Source organism: Streptomyces sp. NPDC003284, assembly GCF_053589675.1.
The window spans coordinates 504,643-524,557 of record NZ_JBSFSI010000002.1 but is presented as its reverse complement, the minus strand read 5'-3'; the positions used below and the strand labels follow the sequence as shown (position 1 = coordinate 524,557).

The 19,915-nt window shown below is 74.4% G+C and carries 14 protein-coding genes and 1 pseudogene; 12 read left to right on the top strand and 3 right to left on the bottom strand.

Translation table 11 applies throughout. From position 1 onward, the window contains the following. The first annotated feature begins 28 nt into the window (after positions 1-28). Positions 29-1,858: a phosphatidylglycerol lysyltransferase domain-containing protein gene (locus tag ACWDYF_RS05840; protein ID WP_389466939.1), complete on the top strand. Its 1,830-nt coding sequence runs from the start codon at positions 29-31 to the stop codon at positions 1,856-1,858. A gap of 91 nt (positions 1,859-1,949) precedes the next feature. After that, positions 1,950-2,969, top strand: coding sequence for a hypothetical protein (locus ACWDYF_RS05835; RefSeq protein ID WP_389466942.1), 1,020 nt, complete (start codon positions 1,950-1,952; stop codon positions 2,967-2,969). 578 nt (positions 2,970-3,547) lie between these two features. Here ACWDYF_RS05835 and ACWDYF_RS05830 read toward each other — a convergent pair. Next, positions 3,548-4,303: pseudogene (locus ACWDYF_RS05830) on the bottom strand (hypothetical protein); the annotation flags it as partial. Between the two features lie 79 nt (positions 4,304-4,382). Here ACWDYF_RS05830 and ACWDYF_RS05825 point away from each other — a divergent pair. Continuing rightward, positions 4,383-5,216, top strand: coding sequence for an adenosylcobinamide-GDP ribazoletransferase (locus ACWDYF_RS05825; protein WP_389466945.1), 834 nt, complete (start codon positions 4,383-4,385; stop codon positions 5,214-5,216). Positions 5,217-5,329: 113 nt separating this feature from the next. Then, a complete protein-coding gene (locus tag ACWDYF_RS05820; protein ID WP_389466947.1) occupies positions 5,330-6,100 on the top strand; it encodes an RDD family protein in 771 nt (256 codons plus the stop codon). Here ACWDYF_RS05820 and ACWDYF_RS05815 read toward each other — a convergent pair. Continuing rightward, positions 6,060-6,512, bottom strand: coding sequence for an endo alpha-1,4 polygalactosaminidase (locus ACWDYF_RS05815; protein WP_389466950.1), 453 nt, complete (start codon positions 6,510-6,512; stop codon positions 6,060-6,062). The genes ACWDYF_RS05820 and ACWDYF_RS05815 overlap by 41 nt on opposite strands. A gap of 233 nt (positions 6,513-6,745) precedes the next feature. Here ACWDYF_RS05815 and ACWDYF_RS05810 point away from each other — a divergent pair, with 233 nt between their 5' ends. The 7 genes from ACWDYF_RS05810 to ACWDYF_RS05780 all read left to right on the top strand — a co-directional run bounded on the left by ACWDYF_RS05810 (position 6,746) and on the right by ACWDYF_RS05780 (position 17,447). Next, positions 6,746-8,281 carry a leucyl aminopeptidase gene (locus tag ACWDYF_RS05810; protein WP_389466953.1) on the top strand — a complete coding sequence of 512 codons (1,536 nt, stop codon included), beginning with the start codon at positions 6,746-6,748 and terminating at the stop codon, positions 8,279-8,281. 268 nt (positions 8,282-8,549) lie between these two features. Then, complete coding sequence (lpdA, locus tag ACWDYF_RS05805; RefSeq protein WP_018567381.1) at positions 8,550-9,938, top strand: dihydrolipoyl dehydrogenase; 1,389 nt, start codon at positions 8,550-8,552, stop codon at positions 9,936-9,938. A 61-nt stretch (positions 9,939-9,999) separates the two neighbouring features. Next, positions 10,000-11,796, top strand: a complete 1,797-nt coding sequence (sucB, locus tag ACWDYF_RS05800) for a 2-oxoglutarate dehydrogenase, E2 component, dihydrolipoamide succinyltransferase (protein ID WP_389466956.1) — start codon at positions 10,000-10,002, stop codon at positions 11,794-11,796. 219 nt (positions 11,797-12,015) lie between these two features. Then, complete coding sequence (locus ACWDYF_RS05795) at positions 12,016-12,639, top strand: GntR family transcriptional regulator (protein ID WP_018567379.1); 624 nt, start codon at positions 12,016-12,018, stop codon at positions 12,637-12,639. 261 nt (positions 12,640-12,900) lie between these two features. Further along, positions 12,901-15,603 (top strand): pyruvate dehydrogenase (acetyl-transferring), homodimeric type, encoded by a 2,703-nt coding sequence (aceE, locus tag ACWDYF_RS05790; RefSeq protein ID WP_381743671.1) that lies wholly within the window; start codon positions 12,901-12,903, stop codon positions 15,601-15,603. Positions 15,604-15,745: 142 nt separating this feature from the next. Next, the gene (locus tag ACWDYF_RS05785; protein WP_389466960.1) at positions 15,746-16,843 is read left to right on the top strand and encodes a helix-turn-helix transcriptional regulator; all 1,098 of its coding nucleotides are present in this window, start codon (positions 15,746-15,748) and stop codon (positions 16,841-16,843) included. A gap of 85 nt (positions 16,844-16,928) precedes the next feature. After that, positions 16,929-17,447, top strand: a complete 519-nt coding sequence (locus ACWDYF_RS05780) for a DUF4240 domain-containing protein (RefSeq protein WP_018567376.1) — start codon at positions 16,929-16,931, stop codon at positions 17,445-17,447. Positions 17,448-17,543: 96 nt separating this feature from the next. Here ACWDYF_RS05780 and ACWDYF_RS05775 read toward each other — a convergent pair whose 3' ends face one another. Further along, positions 17,544-18,362, bottom strand: a complete 819-nt coding sequence (locus ACWDYF_RS05775) for a peptidoglycan recognition protein family protein (RefSeq protein ID WP_389466963.1) — start codon at positions 18,360-18,362, stop codon at positions 17,544-17,546. Positions 18,363-18,718: 356 nt separating this feature from the next. Here ACWDYF_RS05775 and ACWDYF_RS05770 point away from each other — a divergent pair, with 356 nt between their 5' ends. Then, on the top strand, positions 18,719-19,912 hold the full coding sequence (locus ACWDYF_RS05770) for a MarP family serine protease (RefSeq protein ID WP_381743667.1): 1,194 nt from the start codon (positions 18,719-18,721) through the stop codon (positions 19,910-19,912). The last annotated feature ends 3 nt before the right edge of the window (positions 19,913-19,915 follow it).

Sequence of the window (19,915 nt, the reverse complement as noted above, 5' to 3'; positions counted from 1 at the left end):
CGCACTGCCATGCATATGATCCGTATTCATGGGAGATGCCCGAATCGAGCCCGTCCGTTCCGCCAGTCAGGGCAGCCCCGGCGGGTGGGGAGGGCGGGGTGGTCCGGACGGCCGGGGCGGCGCGACCTCGCGGCGGGCCGCCGCGTGGGCCGTCTGGTATCTGCGGGCGGTCGCGTTCGTCGACTTCCTCAGCGCGGTGTGGGTCTCCCTGGGCCAGGACGTACGGCGGCACAACCAGGAGAACCTGTTCACCCCGTACCTGCTCACCGCCGGCTTCGCCTCCGGGGTGTTCGCCGCCTTCCTGGCCGTCACCATGCGGCGGCGCAAGCGGGCCGCCTGGATCCTGAACCTCGGTCTGAGCGCGCCGTTCCTCGGGCTGTTCGCCGTCGCGATGACGCTGCCGGAGATCCGCGGCTCCGCGCAGAACTGGGTCTCGCTGGTCCTCACCGCCGCCTTCGTGGCCGCCCTGCTGCTCGGGCGGCGCGAGTTCTACGCCAAGGGCGACCGCGCCAACCCGAAGCTCGCCGCCCTCGTCGCGACGGCCGGGCTGCTGACCGCCTCGCTGCTGGCCACCCTGCTGGTGACGGTCACCAACCAGGCGCCGGACGCGGCCCGTTCGACCTGGCCCGAGCGCTGGCACTACGGCACGCTGCGGCTGGTCTCGGTGGCCGCGCCGGAGGCCAGGTTCCCCGGGATCGCCACCCCGCCCTGGGCGGACGTCTCCGTCAACGTGCTGTCCACGGCGCTGGTCCTCGCCGTCCTGTACGCCGCCTTCCGCTCCCGGCGCGCCGTCGACCCGCTCACCGAGGACGACGAGAAGCGGCTGCGCGAGCTGCTGGACCGGCACGGCGAGCGGGACTCGCTCGGCTACTTCGCGCTGCGCCGCGAGAAGAGCGTCGTGTGGTCGCCGACCGGGAAGGCGGCCGTCGCCTACCGGGTGGTGGGCGGGGTGTCGCTGGCCTCCGGGGATCCGCTGGGCGACCCGGAGGCGTGGCCCGGCGCCATCGGGCCGTGGCTGGCCGAGGCCAGGGCGCACGGCTGGATCCCGGCCGTGATGGGCGCGGGCGAGGAGGCGGGCACGGTGTACGCGCGCCACGGCCTGGACGCCCTGGAACTGGGCGACGAGGCGGTGGTGGAGGTCGCCGACTTCACCCTGGAGGGCCGGGCCATGCGCACCGTGCGGCAGGCCCACAACCGGGTGCGGCGGGCCGGGTACACCGTGCGCGTACGGCGGCACGAGGACATCCCGGCGGACGAGATGGCGTCGCTGGTGCGGCGGGCGGACGACTGGCGGGACGGGCCCACCGAACGCGGCTTCAGCATGGCGCTGGGCCGGCTCGGCGACCCGGCCGACGGCCGCTGCGTGATGCTGGAGTGCCACGACGCGCACGGCGCTCTGCGCGCCCTGCTCTCCTTCGTGCCCTGGGGGCCGCACGGGCTGTCCCTGGACCTGATGCGCCGTGACCGGGACGCCGAGAACGGCCTCATGGAGTTCATGGTCATCGAACTCCTCGGCCGGGCGCGGGAGGTCCACGTCACCCAGGTCTCGCTGAACTTCGCGATGTTCCGCTCGGTCTTCGAACGCGGGGCGCGGCTCGGGGCCGGTCCGGTGCTGCGCGTGTGGCGCTCGCTGCTCGGCTTCTTCTCCCGGTGGTGGCAGATCGAGTCGCTGTACCGCGCCAACGCCAAGTACCGGCCGGTGTGGGAGCCGCGGTTCCTGCTCTTCGAGAAGAGCGCGGACCTGCCGCGCATCGGCCTCGCGGCGGCCCGCGCGGAGGGCTTCCTGACCACCGGTCCGGCGGTGCGCGGACTGCCGGAGTGGCTGCGCCGCCGGGGGCGGCTGGAGACCCGGCGATGAGGGCGGGGACGCCGGGACCAACGGGAGCACCGGAACCGCAGGGGTCGCCGGGGTCGCGGCAGCGGTGCGCCGGGCACGGCGTACGGGCCTGATGGGGCGCGCCGTCCGCCGGGTCGGCGCCGAGTGGGCGCGGGTGTACGGCGCCGTGCGCGGCCCGCTGCTGGGGCGCGGGCCGCGTGCGGTGCCGATGACGCTGGCCGCCGTGTGCCTGACGGCGCTGCTGTACTTCGCGCAGCACCGGCCGTGGGGGGACGCCCTGGTGCGGCGGACCGGTGTCGTACGGGCCGACGACCCGCTGTGGCGGGCCCTGCTGCACACCCCGCTCTCGCTGTGCGTCCCGGCGCCCGACCTGCCGGTGTGGGGTGCGCTGGCGCAGGTCCTGTGTGTGTTCGGCGTCGCCGAGATCTGCCTCGGCCGGCCGCGCACCCTGGCCGTCGCCTACGCCGCCACGCTCACCGGCACGCTGTACGCGCGGCTCGGCCTCGCCCTGGGCCCGCACCACCCGCTGGGTCTGCCGCCCGCCGACGCGCACGTCGTCGACACCGGCCCGTCGGCGGCCGTCGTCGGGCTCGCGGTGTACGTCGGCCTGCGCCACGGGGCGTACCTCACGGCGGGCGCGGTGACCGCGGCCATGGCCGCCGAGGCCGCCCTGAAGGACAACCTCGCGGGAAAGGAGCACCTGGCCGCGATCGCGGGCGCGGCACTGCTGTACGCCGCCCCGGCGGCCCTGCGCCGCACCCCCCGCCGCCCACCGCCTCCCCCGCCGACGACGGCAGCGGCGGCAGCGGCGGCCTGCGGCACCGCTTGCCGCGCGGGGGCGGAGACGGAGGCCGGGCCGGGGACCGGTCCGGGTGGTGTCGCCGGTCGTGGTCCCGGAGGCCGGGTCGGCCGGGGCGGCCGGGGTGGTGGATCCGGTCGAGCGGGCGGGGCGTGCGCCGGGACGGAGCCAGGGTCTGCGGCCGCGGCCGCCGGGCCGGAGCCCGGGACGGCGTCCGGGCGCGGGGCCGCCGTCTGGGTCCGGGCCGGGACAGGCGCGCGGAACACCGCCGGGGCGGGGGGCAGTCCGACGCCCGGAGCGGGCCCGGCGTCCGGCCGCGTCCATGACACCTGACCCGGCGCCGCACCACGCACGGCAGACGCCGGGCTCCGGGTCCCCGGCCAGGAGGACGCGTCCGGGCCGAGCGCCCGAGCCGGACCGGCACCCAAGCCGGGCCGTACCCGCACCCGCACCACGGCAGAGCCAGGCAATCCGGTCCAGGCCGCCTGCCGCGTGCTCGCGCCGGGGTCACGCCCTCAGCCGAACCTCGCCCCGCACCCGGCTCCGGCTCCGCGTCCGGGCCGCAGCTTCCGCCCTGACCGGACCGAGCCGGACCTACCGAACCGAACCGGACCTCAGGACGGCGCCAGGCCCCACCCCGGCCTCCCCTCACACACACCCGGTCCCGGCCCCGCCGCACCGCTCGCGCCGGGTCCGGCACAGGACCGGCCTCAGGTCCGGGCCGTGCCCCCACCCGGATCCCGGCCCTTCCCCCGGCCTCGTTCCTTCCCTCGGCTCCCTCGGTCTCGTCCCTCCCCCGGGTCTGTTCCCGGCTCCGCGTCCCGGACGGGGGCTCCGCCCGGTTCCGGGCCCGGGGCGGGGTCCGTCTCCGGGGTGGGGCGCGGTTCCGTCAAGGGGGGCGGGCCCGCGGTCGGGAGGGCGGGCGGGGCTGTGGTCGGTTTGCCGGCGATCCAGTCCTGGAAGGCGCGGCGGGGTGCCGTCCAGCGGCGGTCGTGGCGGTGGGCGCGGAGGGCGGCGCGGGCGCGGGCGCGCGGGCGGTGGCGGTAGAGGTGCCGGGCCCAGTAGGAGCCGGGCCGGGCCAGCCGGACGGCGCCGACCAGGGCGACGAAGGGCACGATCACGCCGAAGACCGCCAGGCGCAGCTTGCCCTTGCCGAGCGCCACCAGGGAGAGGAGGAAGTTCGCGGCCACGCCCGCGATGACCGTCCCGCGGTCCTGGAGTTCACCGGGGGTGACGTCGTTGACGCCGAACGGGGAGAACCCGGCGAGGACCAGTCCGACCAGGGCCGCGGTGAGGACCACCACCTCGACGCTCTTGCGGCCCTCCTCGGTCCAGTAGACGTCGTCCAGGTGCAGCAGCAGCGCGAACTCGTCCAGGACGAGACCCACGCCCGTACCGAAGATCACCGCGAACACCGAGGCGCCCACGCCGTGCCTGCTGCTGGTGGCAATCGCGCCGAAGCCGCCCAGGACGGCGAGGACGACTCCGGGGACGACATGGTGGATGTGCAGCCCGCCCGCCTTGACGTTCCCGAAGGGGCCCCGGCCGGCCCGGATGAGACGGGTGATGACACGGGTGATCAGGAAGGTGGCGACGAACGCGCCCAGCGCCAGGAGCAGGGGCAGTTTGCCGGGTTCGACGATGTTGCGGTACAGCCAGTGCCCCATGGACAGCAGTCTGCCCCGTCCGCCGGGCGGTCGCCCGCCCACCGGCCCGCCGCGCGCGCCCCTCCCGTAGTCTGCCCGCGTGTCCGACCCCTCGTCCCCGTCGCCCGCTCCGTCCTCCCCTGCCTCTCCCCCACGGGACTCCTCGTGGACGCACGGGCCGCGGTTCGCCTTCGGCACACTGACCGTGCTGCCGGTCCGGGTGCACCGCTGGGACCGGGGGGCGGCGCGCGGGGGGATGCTGTGCGCGCCGGTCGCCGGGCTCGTGGTGGGCGTGGCCGCGGCGGGCGCCGGGCTGCTGCTGCACCTGCTCGGGGCCGCTCCGCTGCTCGCCGCCGTCGCCACCGCCGCCGTGCCCGCCGTCCTGACCCGCGGTCTGCATCTGGACGGGCTCGCGGACACCGCCGACGGGCTGGGCAGCGGCAAGCCCGCCGCGGACGCGCTGCGCATCATGAAGCAGTCGGACATCGGCCCCTTCGGCGTGATCACCCTGCTGTTCGTGCTGCTCGCCCAGGTGGCCGCCCTCACCCAGGCGTACGCCGGCTCATGGGCGCGCGGCGCGCTCGCGGCCGTCGTCTCCGCGGCCGCCGCCCGGCTGGCGCTGACCCTGGCCGCGCGCACCGGGGTGCCCGCCGCCCGGCCCGAGGGGCTGGGCGCGGCCGTCGCCGGGGTGGTGCCGGTGCCCGCCGCGCTGGCCGTGGCGCTCGCCGTCACCCTGGCGGCGGGCGCGGCGGGCGCGGCCCTCGGCACGGGCACCGCCTGGCGCGCGGCCGCCGCGGTACTCGCCGCGCTCGGCGCCGCGGAACTGCTGCTGCGGCACTGCACGCGCCGCTTCGGCGGAGTGACCGGCGACGTCTTCGGCGGCCTCGCCGAGACGGCGGCGACCTGTGCGCTGCTCGTCGTGTCACTGGGCTGAAACGATTCCCGCCGGACCCTTCGGCCGCCCGTCCCCCGCTCGCTAGTCTGAACGGCGGAACAGACAACGGGTGACGGGATCGGGGGACGTCTGTGCCGAAGCTGCGCCGTGTCATGGCCTGGTTGATCGACTTCGCGCTGATGGTCGCGGCGGCCTCCGCGCTCGCCGTGCTCACCTTCCACCGGATCGCCGCCCTGGTCACCGACGTACCCGAGCTGGCCACGCGCGGCGGCCTGGATCTGCTCGGCTCGCGCGGTGACGTCGTCGGCAGCTCCGAGCACCTGGGCCTCTCGCTGTGGAACAAGGCCGTGCTGTACGTGGAGCAGGGCTTCGCGCTGCTGGTGCTCGCCACCTTCCTCTACCAGTGGGCCTGTCTGACGCTGGCCGGGCGCACGGCGGGCAAGGCGCTGCTCGGGCTGAAGGTCGCCCCGCTCTCGACGCTGTCCCGGCGGGGCCGCTCGGCCGCGGTCCGGGCCGCCGTCACCACCGCGGCCGACGTCGCCGTCTACGCGGTGGCCTGCGTGCTGCTGATCGAGGGGCACTTCCTGCTGTCGGTGCTGGTGTGGGCGGTGGCCGTGCTGCTCTTCCTGGTCAACGCGCTGCCGGTGCTGTTCCCCGGCCGGCGCTCGCTCGCCGACCGGCTGGCGCGGACGTCGGTCACCGGGCTGTGGCTGGGCGCCGCCCCCGGCGCGCCGCTCCGCACCGCCCCGGACCTCACCGCCCCGGACGCACTGCCGGGTCCGGCGTTCCCGCCGCCCGCCGCGCCGGGGTTCCCGCCGCCCGGCGGCGGCCCGGGATTCCCTCCCCCGCCCGGCCCGGGGTTCCCCCCGTCGGGTACGGGGTTCAGCACGCCCGGCGCCACGCCCCCAGCACGTACTTCTTGAGCAGGGAGCTCAGTTCCAGCTCGCGGGACCGCAAGCAGAAGCGGCCGGTGGGCAGTTCGTACTCGGTGTGGCGGAGCTGGTCGGCGGCGGTGAGCGGGAATCCGGTGCGGCGGATGTCGAACCAGCGCTCGCCCTTCCAGCCGTTGCCCTCGCCGAGCACCGAGGCGGGGAAGCGTCCGGCGTCGGGCCGGAAGTCCTCCCAGGCGCCGGTGGAGACGTAACAGATGACCTCGCGGTCCGCCGGGGACGCGGTGGCCTTCCCCGCACGCGCCTTGCCCTCACCGCCGCTCCCGCCGGACCGGGCGGGTGGTGGGGTGATCCGTGGGGGTGTGCACCATTCGATCGTCGCCGATGCCCCACCGCACCCCGCCGCCAGGGCAGTTGGCTTCCCGGCGGCGTCCCGCGCACGCATGGTGCGGCGGTGCGCGGGGCATCCGGTGACGGCCGTGCCGCCGCCGGGTGAAGACCACGCGACGGATCGGCGTGCGGACGCGCGTAGGCTCGTGCCGGGTGATTGCCTGCCCGGGTGCAGACCGCACCGCAGATGGAGTCGGGTCCGACAGGGCCTGAGGTCGGTCGTCGGGCCCGGTCGACCCACCCGTATTCGGCCAACCACCTTTCACAGGGAAGCGAGAAATCACCACCGTGACTGCTCTCACTCTCAGCACCGCCGCGGCGCCCGGCCTGCGCGCCGACGCGATCGTCGTCGGTGTCGCCAAGGGCACATCCAGGTCCGGGACCCTGGTCCTCGCACCGGGCGCCGAGGCCGTCGACGCGGCCTACGACGGCAAGCTCGCCGCCGTCCTGGAGACCCTCGGCGCCTCCGGGGCCGAGGGCGAGGTCACGAAGCTGCCCGCGCCGTCCGGCTTCAAGGCCCCGCTCGTCCTCGCGGTGGGCCTGGGCGCCGAGCCCGAGAAGGACGCCGGGTTCGACGCCGAGGCGCTGCGCCGGGCCGCCGGTGTGGCCGCCCGCGCCCTCACCGGTGCGAAGAAGGCCGCGTTCGCGCTGCCGCTCGCGGACGCCGCCGACGCCGGCGCGGTCGCCGAGGGCGCGCTGCTGGGCGCGTACTCCTTCGACACGTACAAGGAGGAGGGCAAGGACGCCAAGCGCCGTGGCGGCAAGGCGCCGCTGGCCGACGCCGTGCTGCTCGGCGGCAAGTCCCGCGACAAGGCGTTCAAGGCGGCGATCGAGCGCGCCACCGCCCTCGCCGAGGAGCTGAACCGCGCCCGCGACCTCATCAACACCCCGCCCAACGACCTGAACCCGGCCTCGTTCGCCGCCATCGCGCAGGACGCGGCCAAGGCGCACGGCCTGAAGATCCAGGTGCTGGACGAGAAGGCGCTCGCCAAGGGCGGCTACGGCGGCATCCTGGGCGTCGGCGCCGGTTCGGCGGCCGGGCCGCGCCTGGTCAAGCTGTCGTACACCAGCTCGAAGGCGAAGAAGCACCTGGCGCTCGTCGGCAAGGGCATCACCTACGACTCGGGCGGCATCTCGCTCAAGCCGGCCGGTCACAACGAGACGATGAAGTGCGACATGGCCGGTGCCGCCGCGGTCTTCGCCGCCGTCGTCGCCGCCGCCCGGCTGGGCCTGGAGGTCAACGTGACCGGCTGGCTGGCGCTGGCCGAGAACATGCCCTCCGGTTCCGCCACCCGCCCCGGTGACGTGCTGCGCATGTTCAGCGGCAAGACGGTGGAGGTGCTCAACACCGACGCCGAGGGCCGGCTGGTGCTCGCGGACGCGCTGTGGGCCGCCTCGCAGGAGAAGCCGGACGCCATCGTGGACGTCGCGACGCTGACCGGCGCGATGGTGCTGGCGCTCGGCAACCGCACCTTCGGGATCATGGCGAACGACGACGCGTTCCGCTCCGCGATCCACGAGGCCGCCGAGGAGGTCGGCGAGGAGGCGTGGCCGATGCCGCTGCCCGAGCACCTGCGCAAGGGCATGGACTCCCCGACCGCCGACATCGCCAACATGGGCGAGCGGATGGGCGGCGGCCTGGTCGCCGGTCTGTTCCTGCGCGAGTTCATCGGCGAGGGCATCACCTGGGCGCACCTGGACATCGCCGGTCCGGCCTTCAACGAGCAGGGCCCCTTCGGCTACACCCCCAAGGGCGGCACGGGCAGCGCGGTGCGCACCCTGGTCCGGCTGGCCGAGCTGACGGCCGCGGGCGACCTGGGCTGAGGCCCGCTCCCGCACCGCGGCGGCCCCGGGTGCCCGGCGCACCCGGGGCCGCCGCGTCCGGCGCACGGCGCGCCCCCGCGTCCCGGTGCGTGCGGCGGGTGGTATGTCTCACACCCCGGCCCCGCGTCTCGTTCACCCCCGACAAGTGCGAAGATGGGCGTCGGCAGGACAGGGCCCCCACCCAAAGGGCCGAAGAACGAGCGGCCGGACACAAGCCGCCCGCCGGTCACCGACGACCGGCACGGCGCACATGCATGGAGGACGTGACGTGGCGAACGACGCCAGCACCGTTTTCGACCTAGTGATCCTCGGCGGTGGCAGCGGCGGTTACGCCGCGGCCCTGCGCGGGGCGCAGCTGGGCCTGGACGTCGCCCTGATCGAGAAGGACAAGGTCGGCGGTACCTGCCTGCACAAGGGGTGCATCCCCACCAAGGCCCTGCTGCACGCGGGCGAGATCGCCGACCAGGCCCGCGAGAGCGAGCAGTTCGGTGTCAAGGCCACCTTCGAGGGCATCGACGTCCCGGCCGTCCAGAAGTACAAGGACGAGGTCATCTCGGGCCTGTACAAGGGGCTCCAGGGGCTCATCGCCTCCCGCAAGGTGACGTACATCGAGGGTGAGGGCCGGCTGTCCTCCCCGACCTCCGTCGATGTCAACGGCCAGCGGATCCAGGGCCGCCACGTCCTCCTGGCGACCGGTTCCGTGCCGAAGTCCCTGCCCGGCCTGACCATCGACGGCAACCGCGTCATCTCCTCCGACCACGCCCTCGTGCTGGACCGGGTGCCGAAGTCCGCGATCATCCTCGGCGGCGGTGTCATCGGCGTCGAGTTCGCCTCCGCGTGGAAGTCCTTCGGCACCGACGTCACCATCGTCGAGGGGCTCAAGCACCTCGTCCCGGTCGAGGACGAGAACAGCTCCAAGCTGCTGGAGCGCGCCTTCCGCAAGCGGGGCATCAAGTTCAACCTGGGCACCTTCTTCGAGAAGGCGGAGTACACCCAGGACGGCGTCAAGGTCACCCTCGCCGACGGCAAGGAGTTCGAGGCCGAGGTCCTGCTCGTCGCCATCGGCCGCGGCCCGGTCTCCCAGGGCCTGGGCTACGAGGAGGCCGGGGTCGCCATGGACCGCGGCTACGTCCTGGTCGACGAGTACATGCGCACCAACGTCCCGACCGTCTCGGCCGTCGGCGACCTGGTCCCCACCCTCCAGCTCGCGCACGTCGGCTTCGCCGAGGGCATCCTGGTGGCGGAGCGTCTGGCCGGTCTGAAGACCGTCCCGATCGACTACGACGGTGTCCCCCGGGTCACGTACTGCCACCCGGAGGTCGCCTCCGTCGGCATCACCGAGGCCAAGGCCAAGGAGATCCACGGCGCGGACAAGGTCGTCGCCCTGAAGTACAACCTGGCGGGCAACGGAAAGAGCAAGATCCTCAAGACCGCGGGCGAGATCAAGCTCGTCCAGGTCAAGGACGGTGCCGTGGTCGGCGTCCACATGGTCGGCGACCGCATGGGCGAGCAGGTCGGCGAAGCGCAGCTGATCTACAACTGGGAGGCGCTGCCGGCCGAGGTCGCGCAGCTCATCCACGCCCACCCGACGCAGAACGAGGCGCTCGGCGAGGCCCACCTGGCCCTGGCCGGCAAGCCCCTCCACTCCCACGACTGAGCCTTCGGTCAACGGGCGCGACGACACAGACTTCCGTACTTCGTAAGGAGCAACCGAAACCATGGCGGTTTCCGTAACCCTGCCGGCGCTCGGCGAGAGCGTCACCGAGGGCACTGTCACCCGCTGGCTGAAGGCCGAGGGCGAGCGCGTCGAGGCCGACGAGCCGCTGCTCGAGGTCTCGACCGACAAGGTCGACACCGAGATCCCCTCGCCGGCCGCCGGTGTGCTGGCCTCCATCAAGGTCGCCGAGGACGAGACGGTGGAGGTCGGCGCCGAGCTGGCCGTCATCGACGACGGCTCGGGCGCCCCCGCCGCTGCCGAGGCGCCCGCCGCCGAGGCCGCTCCCGCCCCGGCCGCCGAGCCCGCCCCGGCCCCCGCCGCCGAGGCTCCCGCCGCCCCGGCCCCGGCCCCTGTCGCGGAGGCGCCCGCCGCCCCCGCCGGTGGCGCCGAGGGCACGGACGTGGTCCTGCCCGCGCTCGGTGAGTCCGTCACCGAGGGCACCGTCACCCGCTGGCTGAAGTCGGTCGGCGACTCCGTCGAGGCCGACGAGCCGCTGCTCGAGGTCTCCACGGACAAGGTCGACACCGAGATCCCGGCGCCCACCTCCGGTGTGCTCCTGGAGATCGTGGTCGGCGAGGACGAGACCGCCGAGGTCGGCGCCAAGCTCGCCGTCATCGGTGCCCCGGGTGCCGCTCCCGCGGCCGCCCCGGCTCCGGCCGCCCCCGCCCCGGCCCCCGCGGCCCCGGCCCCGGCTCCGGAACCGGCCGCCCCGCAGGCTCCCGCGGCCCCCGCTCCCGCCCCGGCCCCGCAGGCTCCCGCCGCTCCGGCCCCGGCCCCGCAGGCCCCGGCCGCCCCGGCTCCGGCGCCCGCCCCGGCCCCGGCCGCCGCTCCGGCCGCCCCCGCCCCGGCCGCCCAGGCGACCGACGACGGTGCCTACGTGACCCCGCTGGTGCGCAAGCTCGCCGCCGAGAACGGCGTCGACCTGGGCGCCGTCAAGGGCACCGGCGTCGGCGGACGCATCCGCAAGCAGGACGTGCTCTCCGCCGCCGAGGCCGCGAAGACCCCGGCCGCCGCCCCGGCCCCCGCCGCCGCTGCCGCGCCCGCCGCGAAGAAGGCCCCCGCCCTGGAGGCCTCCCCGCTGCGCGGCCAGACCGTGAAGATGCCGCGGATCCGCAAGGTCATCGGCGACAACATGGTCAAGGCCCTGCACGAGCAGGCGCAGCTGTCCTCGGTGGTCGAGGTCGACGTGACCCGGCTGATGCGGCTGCGCGCCCAGGCGAAGGACTCCTTCGCGGCGCGCGAGGGCGTCAAGCTCTCCCCGATGCCGTTCTTCGTCAAGGCCGCCGCGCAGGCGCTGAAGGCCCACCCGGCCATCAACGCCAAGATCAACGAGGCCGAGGGGACCATCACCTACTTCGACACCGAGAACGTCGGTATCGCGGTGGACTCCGAGAAGGGCCTGATGACCCCGGTCATCAAGCACGCCGGTGACCTCAACATCGCCGGTATCGCCAAGGCCACGGCCGAGCTGGCGGGCAAGGTGCGGGCCAGCAAGATCACGCCGGACGAGCTGTCCGGTGCGACCTTCACCATCTCCAACACCGGTTCGCGCGGCGCGCTCTTCGACACGATCATCGTGCCGCCGGGCCAGGTCGCGATCCTCGGCATCGGTGCCACGGTCAAGCGTCCGGCCGTCATCGAGACCGAGGAGGGCACGGTCATCGGCGTCCGCGACATGACCTACCTGACCCTCTCCTACGACCACCGCCTGGTGGACGGCGCCGACGCGGCCCGTTACCTGACGGCGGTCAAGGCGATCCTGGAGGCGGGCGAGTTCGAGGTCGAGCTGGGCCTCTGACCTGTCCGCTCCCCGCAGGGAGCTGGTGCGGCGCCCCCGTCCGGAGCACTCCGGGCGGGGGCGCCGCCGTTTGCCGTTTCTTGGCCATCACGGCGTGTAAGCCTCGTCTCACCTGCGTGAAAGCGCCCGTATGCGCCCTTCCGCCGTGCGCGGACCGCCGTATTGTCTAAGCGTCAATGCCCCCGGGGGCCGTCTTCGGTCCCGTTCTAAGGAGCCTCCATGACCGCGCCCGTCGTCCACTCGCTGCGCGAGCAGATCCGCGAGCACATCGTGGAGGGGATCGTCAGCGGGCGCTGGAAGCCGGGCGAGCGGATCGTGGAGCGGCGGATCGCGACCGAGCTGGAGGTCAGCCAGACGCCGGTGCGGGAGGCGCTGCGCGAGCTGGAGTCGCTGCGGCTGATCGAGTCGGCGCCCAACAAGGGCGTCCGGGTGCGCAATCTGACCGCCGCCGACCTGGAGGAGAGCTACCCGGTCCGGGCCGGTCTGGAGGCCATAGCGGCGGAGCTGGCCGCCGGACGGCTCGCGGAGGACTGCTCGGCCCTGGAGCCGCACGTGTCCGCGCTCTACGAGGCCGACCGGCGCGCCGACGGGACGGCGCAGGTGCGGCACACCGTGGGCTTCCACCGGGAGCTGGTGCGCGCGGCCGGGAACTCGGTGCTGCTGCACACCTGGGAGGGGCTGGGCATCGAGGTGTTCACGGCGCTGTCGATCCGCTGGCTCGGCACGGTGCAGCAGTCGTACGCGGAGGAGCACGAGGAGCTGGTGCAGGCGTTCCGGCGGCGTGATCCGCGGATCGCGGAACTGGTCAAGGCGCATGTCCTCGGGTGCGCTCCGCGCCCCTGACGCCAGTCGAGCACTTCCCCGCTCACCTGCGGAAACAGTTCGAAAATGCGGCACGGCGTGCCTGTCCGAAAGGCACCGGGTGCCGACTTTCTCGGAATCGAGAGGTTTTCCCCCTCAACCCTTTGATCGATCATCGATCAGGGGGTTACAGTCGGCGACGGGCTCTGACCAGGGCCCTCCGCCCTGTCCTGCCAAAGACCTAGGGCACCCCCGAACCCTTACCAGATGAGGGAACCCCCTTCGACTGAGGAAGGCGGCGACATGACCGACCCCAACGCCATCCAGCCGAGCGAGCTCGACCAGCTCCCGGACCGCGACCCCGAGGAGACCGCCGAGTGGCGGGCCTCCCTGGACGCCGTCGCCCAGGCGGCCGGGCCGCACCGTGCGGCGTACCTGATGCGCCGCACGCTGGAGCGCGCGGAGGGCACTGGTGTCGCCCTGCCCAAGCTGCTGGAGACGGACTACGTCAACTCCATCCCGACCGCCGCGGAGCCGGCCGTCCCCGGTGACGAGGCCCTGGAGGCCCGTATCACCGCGTGGAACCGGTGGAACGCGGCGGCGATGGTGACCCGTGGCTCCAAGTACGGCGTCGGCGGCCACATCGCCACCTTCGCCTCGGCGGCCTGGCTGTACGAGACCGGCTTCAACCACTTCTTCCACGGCAAGGAGGGCGACGGCTCCGGCGACCAGCTGTACATCCAGGGCCACGCCTCCCCGGGCATCTACGCCCGCGCCTTCCTCGACGGCCGGCTCACCGAGCAGCACCTGGACAACTTCCGCCAGGAGGCCGGCGGCAACGGCCTGCCGTCCTACCCGCACCCGCGGCGCCTGCCCTGGCTGTGGGAGTTCCCGACCGTCTCCATGGGCCTCGGCCCGCTGTCGGCGATCTACCAGGCGCGCTTCAACCGGTACCTCACCAACCGCGGCATCAAGGACGTCTCGTCCTCGCACGTGTGGGCGTTCCTCGGCGACGGCGAGATGGACGAGCCGGAGTCGACGGCGGCTCTCGCGCTCGCCTCCCGCGAGGGTCTGGACAACCTGACCTTCGTCATCAACTGCAACCTCCAGCGCCTGGACGGCCCGGTCCGCGCCAACTTCAAGATCGTGCAGGAGCTGGAGGCCCAGTTCCGCGGCGCCGGCTGGAACGTGGTCAAGTCGCTGTGGGGCACCGCCTGGGACGAGCTGTTCCAGCTCGACACCACGGGCGCGCTGCTGCGCCGGCTGCGCCAGGTGCCGGACGCCCAGGTCCAGACGTACCAGACCCGGGACGCCGCCTACATCCGCCAGGACTTCTTCGGTGCCGACCCGGCGCTGGCCGAGATGGCGAAGCTGCTCAGCGACGACAAGATCGTCGAGTGCTTCCACTTCTCCCGCGGCGGCCACGAGGCCCGCAAGGTCTACGCCGCGTACAAGGCGGCCCTGGAGCACAAGGGCGCCCCGACGGTGATCCTGGCCCAGACGGTCAAGGGCCACACCCTCGGCGACGGCTTCGCCTCGAAGAACGCCAACCACCAGATGAAGAAGCTGACGGTGGACGAGTTCAAGGCGATGCGTGACCGCCTCGACCTGCCGATCAAGGACAGCGACTTCGTCGACGGCCAGGTGCCCTACGGCCGCCCCGGCGCCGACTCCCCCGAGGTGCGCTACCTCCAGGAGCGCCGCGCGGCCCTCGGCGGCCCGGCCCCGGCCCGCCGCGTGCACCCGCTCGCGCCGCTGCCCGCCCCCGCCGACAAGGCGTTCGCCGCCTTCGACAAGGGCTCCGGCACCCAGAACGTGGCCACCACCATGGCCTTCGTCCGCCTGGTCAAGGACCTGGTCCGCGACAAGGAGACGGGCAGGCGCTGGGTGCCGATCGTCCCCGACGAGGCGCGCACCTTCGGCATGGAGAGCCTCTTCCCGTCGCTCGGGATCTACTCCCCCAAGGGCCAGACGTACGAGCCGGTCGACCGCGACCAGCTGATGTACTACAAGGAGGCCAAGAACGGCCAGATCCTCAACGAGGGGATCACCGAGGCCGGTTCGATGGCCGACTTCATCGCCGCTTCGTCGTCGTACGCGACGCACGGCGAGGCGATGATCCCGTTCTACATCTTCTACTCGATGTTCGGCTGGCAGCGCACCGCCGACCAGATGTGGCAGCTCGGCGACCAGCTCGGCCGCGGCTTCCTCGTCGGCGCGACGGCCGGCCGCACCACGCTGACGGGCGAGGGCCTCCAGCACGCCGACGGCCACTCCCCGGTCATCGCCGCGACCAACCCGGCGGCGCTCTCCTACGACCCGGCGTTCGCGTACGAGATCGCGGTCGTCGTCAAGGAGGGCCTGCGCCGGATGTACGGCGAGGCGGCCGAGGGCGAGGACCAGAACGTCTTCTACTACCTCACCGTCTACAACGAGCCGCTGCCGCAGCCGGCCAAGCCGTCCGGTCTCGGTATCGACGAGGGCATCGTCAAGGGCCTGTACCGCTTCAACACGGCGGAGTCGGCCGGTCTGTCCGCCCCGGTGAACGCCCCGCGGATCCAGCTGCTCGGCTCGGGCACCGCGATCCACTGGGCGCTGACCGCGCAGCGGCTGCTGGCCGAGGAGTGGGGCGTGGCCGCCGACGTGTGGTCCGCGACCTCCTGGACCGAGCTGCGCCGGGACGCTCTGGAGGCCGACGCGGCGCTGCTGCGCGGCGAGGAGCGGGTGCCGTACGTACGGCAGGCGCTCCAGGGCGCCGAGGGCCCGGTGCTGGCCGTGTCCGACTACATGCGCCAGGTCCCGGACCAGATCGCGCAGTGGGTCGAGCAGGACTGGTCCTCGCTGGGCGCCGACGGCTTCGGCCTGTCGGACACCCGTGACGCGGCCCGCCGCCACTTCGGTGTGGACGCCGAGTCGATCGTCGTCGCGGCGCTGGCCCAGCTGGCCCGGCGCGGCGAGGTGAAGGCCTCGGCGGTCAAGGAGGCCCGCGAGAAGTACGGCCTGTGAAGTACGGCCTGTGAAGTACGGCCCTGCGAAGTACGGCCTGTAAGGGCCGGGGGACGCGACAGGCGGCGGAGGGGTGCGGCAGCGGCCGTACCCCTCCGCCGCCGTCTTCGTCGTTGTCGGTGGGGCCCGGCATGATGGCCGTATGCGTGCCGCCCGGCTGATCAGGATGGTGCTGCTGCTCCAGGCGCGGCAGCCGATGACCGCCGCCGAGCTGGCCCGGGAGCTGGAGGTGTCGGAGCGGACCGTCACGCGGGACGCGCAGGCGCTGTCGGAGGCGGGGGTGCCGGTCTACGCCGACCGGGGGCGGGCCGGCGGCTACCGGCTGGTGGGCGGCTACCGCACCCGGCTGACCGGCCTGGCGCGCGACGAGGCGGAGGCGCTGTTCCTCAGCGGCGTACCGGACGCGCTGCGCGACATGGGGCTGGCGGACGCCGCCTCGGCCGCCCGGCTGAAGGTGTCGGCCGCGCTGCTCCCCTCGGTGCGCGACGCCCCGCGCACGGCGGCGCAGCGCTTCCATCTGGACGCCCCGGCCTGGTTCCGCGAGCCCGAGGTGCCCGAGCTGCTGCCCGCCGTCGCCGAAGCGGTCCGGGCCGACCGGGTCGTGACGGTGCGGTACCGGCGCGGGGCGGGCGAGGACGGCGGCGGGGCCGAGGTGACGCGGGAGCTGGAGCCGTACGGGCTCGTGCTGAAGGCGGGGGTCTGGTACCTGTGCGCGCGGGTCGCAGAGGCCCGTGCGGCGGGCGGGGAGCCGTCTTCCGCTCCCCCGGCCGCTCCCCCGGGGTTCCGCGTCTACCGGGTGGACCGCTTCACGGCGGTGGAGGCTCGGGAGGGGGACGGAGCGGGTGCGGACGGAGCGGGGTTCGCGCGGGACGAGAGCTTCGACCTGCCCGCGTTCTGGGCGGAGCGCGCCGAGCAGTTCGCCCGCTCGATCCTGCGCGCCGAGGCCGTCGTACGGCTGTCCGAGGAGGGTGCGCGGCGGCTGGCGCACGTCGTCGATCCGGTGGCCGCGCGCGCGGCGCTGGCCGGTGCCCCTCCCGCCGACGCGCGCGGGCGGCGCACGGTGACCCTGCCGGTGGAGTCCGAGGAGGTCGCCCACGTCCAGCTCACGGCACTCGGCCCCGAGGCGGAGGTGCTGGCCCCGCCGTCCCTGCGCGCCCGCCTCGCCCGCGACGCCCGGCGCCTGGCCCGGCTGTACGAGCCAATGGACGGGGACGAGGACGAGCCCATGGACGGGGACTGACCCGTGGACGGGGACGCGGCGGCGGACGCCCTTCCGCGGGCTCCACGTGCGGCGCGCGGGGGCAGGGCCGATGCTGGACACCGTGATGGACGAGACGGAGTTCTGGGAGCTGATCGACGCGACGCGCGGGGCCGCCGAGGGTGATCCCGAGGAGCAGGCGGACCTGCTCGTGGAGCGGCTGCTCGCGTTCGACCCCGAGCGGGTCCTGGACTTCGCCCGGCACTTCGAGTCCCGCTACCACCGTGCCTACCGCTGGGACCTGTGGGGCGCCGCGTGGGTGCTGCTGGACGGGGCCAGCGACGACGCCTTCGACTTCTTCCGGTGCTGGCTGATCGGCCAGGGGCGGGAGGTGTTCGAGGGCGCGCTGCACGACCCGGACGCGCTGGCCGGGCTGCTCGGCGACTTCGACGAGGAGATCGACGGCGACGCCGAGGAGCTGGGGTACGCGGCCGACGAGGCCTACGAGCAGCTCACCGGCACGGTCGCCCCCGACCTGGGCATCCCGCCCGCCCCGGCGGAACCGGAGGGCACCCCGGTCGCGTTCGAGGACGACGACGAGCTGGCCCGGCGCTATCCGCGGCTGTGGGAACGCTTCCGGGACTGACGGGCGCGCGGGACCGATGGCGCGCGGGCGGGCGGTTCCGGGGGCCGGGCGTACCGGGCCACGTGATCCCTGCCGAGCGGCTGCTGGGCCCGTGGGTCAGATACGGCCCTGGAGGCGCGCCGCCGTCTGCCGGATGGCGGGGAGGCGGACGGTGAGGGCGGCGCCCGGACAGTTGGTGCGGAAGCCGTCGGTGTGACCGGCCAGGGCCGGGAGCAGCGCGGTGGTGCCCGCGGTGTAGCGGGCGAGCCGGTTGCTGGAGACCAGGGCGACGCTGCCGCGCGGATCGACGCCCGCGAGGCCCAGTTTCCAGGCGGCCAGCGCGGCGATCGCGTCGGTCATGGCGCGCGGCACGGGCGTCCCCGCGGTGAACGTGCCGATGGCCGCGATGCCCGCCGTGCGGTGGTTGAAGCCCTGGGTGTGGGCGCCGGTGACCGCCCGGTCGACGCCCCCGGCGCGGCCCTCGTAGATCGTGCCGCAGCGGTCGACGAGGAAGTTGTAGCCGATGTCGTCCCAGCGGCGGGCACCGGTCTGGCCGGCGTAGAGGTGGCGGATGATCTGCGGGGCCTCGGCGCAGGCGTAGCCGTTGGGCGAGTCGGTGTGGTGGACGAAGACGGCGACGACCTTGTCGTCGTAGCGCGGGGGCGGCTGCACGCGCCGCGCGGTGGCGTCCAGCCAGGCCGAGCGGGGCACGATGCGCGGCCGGGGCGCTCCGTGCGCGACGGCGGAACCGGCCGGCGCCGCCTGCTCGGGCCGGGCGCCGGGCTCCTGCGCGTGCGCTCCGGCGTGCGCCCGTCCGGTCACGGTGCGGCCGACGCCCTCGGCGCCCAGCAGCAGCGCGCCGACGGCCGCGGCGGCGGGCAGGAGGCACAGCAGCGCGACGAGGGCGCGGCGCAGGCGCCGGGTACGACGGCGCACGGCCGTCAGCCGCCACGCCCCGTCCGGGCCGCCGCCGTTCCACCGGTTCCGGTTCCGGTCCCGTCCGCTCCACCGGCTCCGGGGCCCTCGCCACCGTCCGGCACTCCACCGCCACGGTCTTCGGGCCCGCTCGGGCGGCCCGGGATCTCCCACTCCACGCATGGCTTCACGATCACCCCCATCCGCGCCGTCCGCGATGTGTGCTGTGCCACCTGGTGGAACCATCGTCCTGGTCCGGGGCGTTTCTCCGGGTACACGTACACACGGCCGGTTCCCGGACCCCTGTGCGTGACCGGTCACGCCGCTCACCGGGTCCGTCCCGGGGCGTGTCCGGGTCCGAGAGAAAGGCGGCCTGCGTGGATCTGCTCGACCTCGTGCTGCTGCTGGTCGTCGTGCTGTACGCGGCGTCCGGCTACCGGCGCGGTCTGGTGGCCGGCTGTGTCTCGCTGGCCGGTTTCGTGGGCGGCGCGGCCGTCGGCGTCTGGGTGCTGCCGTGGGTGATGGACCTGGTCACGCGCGGGAGTACGGCGGCGACGGTGACCGCCGTGGTCACGGTCCTGGTGCCCGCGGTCGCCGGGCACGAACTGGCGGGGCGCCTCGCGCTGCGGCTGCGGAGCCGCCTGGAGGGCGCCGGCGGCGGCTCGCTGCGGGCGGCCGACGGGATCGGCGGGGCCGCCGCCAACGCGGTGGCGGTGCTGATCGTGGCCTGGGTGGCGGCGAGCGTCCTGGGCGCCTCGTCCTCCCCCGTGGTGACGACGGCGATACGGGATTCGAAGCTGCTGGGCGCCGTGCAGGACGCGATGCCGGACACCACCCCGGCCTGGTTCTCGCGGGCCACCTCCGCGCTGACCGAGGCGGGTTTCCCGCAGGTGTTCAACCCGTTCGAGAACGAACCGGCGGCCGGTGTCGCCCGGCCCTCCGGGGACAGCGTCACGGCGAGCGCGACGAACGCCGCCCGGCTCAGCACGGTGAAGATCGAGGGCTCGTCGGGCGACCAGGGCCGCGAGGGCAGCGGTTTCGTGTTCGCGCGCCAGCGCGTGATGACCAACGCGCACGTGGTGGCGGGCATCGACGCCCCGTACGTGCAGATCGGCGGCGTCGGGCACACGTACGCCGCGCGGGTGGTCCTGTTCGACCCGGACCGGGACGTGGCCGTGCTCTACGTCCCCGGGCTGCGCGCCCCCGTGCTGCGGTTCGACGACACCGCGGGGCGCGGCGACGCGGCCGTGGTCGCGGGCTATCCGCAGGACGGCGGCCTCGACCTCCAGGCGGCGACGGTGGCGAACCGGATCCGGGCCACCGGCCGGAACATCTACAACAGCGCCACCGTCACCCGGGAGATCTACTCGATCCGCTCCACGGTCCGGCCGGGCAACTCCGGCGGCCCGCTGCTGACCACGGACGGCCGGGTCTACGGCGTGGTGTTCGCCCGTTCCACCTCGGACGCCGAGACGGGGTACGCGCTGACCGCCGCCGAGGTCGCGGCGGACGCGCGGCGGGCGGCGGCCGCCACGGCGGCGGTGGACACGGGCCGACTCGTCGCCGCCTGAGGC

Bases quoted from the DNA above. Each gene is read 5' to 3' on its own strand.
- ACWDYF_RS05840 (WP_389466939.1), top strand. From the start codon at position 29: ATGGGAGATGCCCGAATCGAGCCCGTCCGTTCCGCCAGTCAGGGCAGC.
- ACWDYF_RS05835 (WP_389466942.1), top strand. From the start codon at position 1,950: ATGGGGCGCGCCGTCCGCCGGGTCGGCGCCGAGTGGGCGCGGGTGTAC.
- ACWDYF_RS05820 (WP_389466947.1), top strand. From the start codon at position 5,330: ATGGCCTGGTTGATCGACTTCGCGCTGATGGTCGCGGCGGCCTCCGCG.
- ACWDYF_RS05815 (WP_389466950.1), bottom strand. From the start codon at position 6,512: ATGCGTGCGCGGGACGCCGCCGGGAAGCCAACTGCCCTGGCGGCGGGG.
- sucB (WP_389466956.1), top strand. From the start codon at position 10,000: ATGGCGGTTTCCGTAACCCTGCCGGCGCTCGGCGAGAGCGTCACCGAG.
- ACWDYF_RS05795 (WP_018567379.1), top strand. From the start codon at position 12,016: ATGACCGCGCCCGTCGTCCACTCGCTGCGCGAGCAGATCCGCGAGCAC.
- aceE (WP_381743671.1), top strand. From the start codon at position 12,901: ATGACCGACCCCAACGCCATCCAGCCGAGCGAGCTCGACCAGCTCCCG.
- ACWDYF_RS05785 (WP_389466960.1), top strand. From the start codon at position 15,746: ATGCGTGCCGCCCGGCTGATCAGGATGGTGCTGCTGCTCCAGGCGCGG.
- ACWDYF_RS05780 (WP_018567376.1), top strand. From the start codon at position 16,929: ATGGACGAGACGGAGTTCTGGGAGCTGATCGACGCGACGCGCGGGGCC.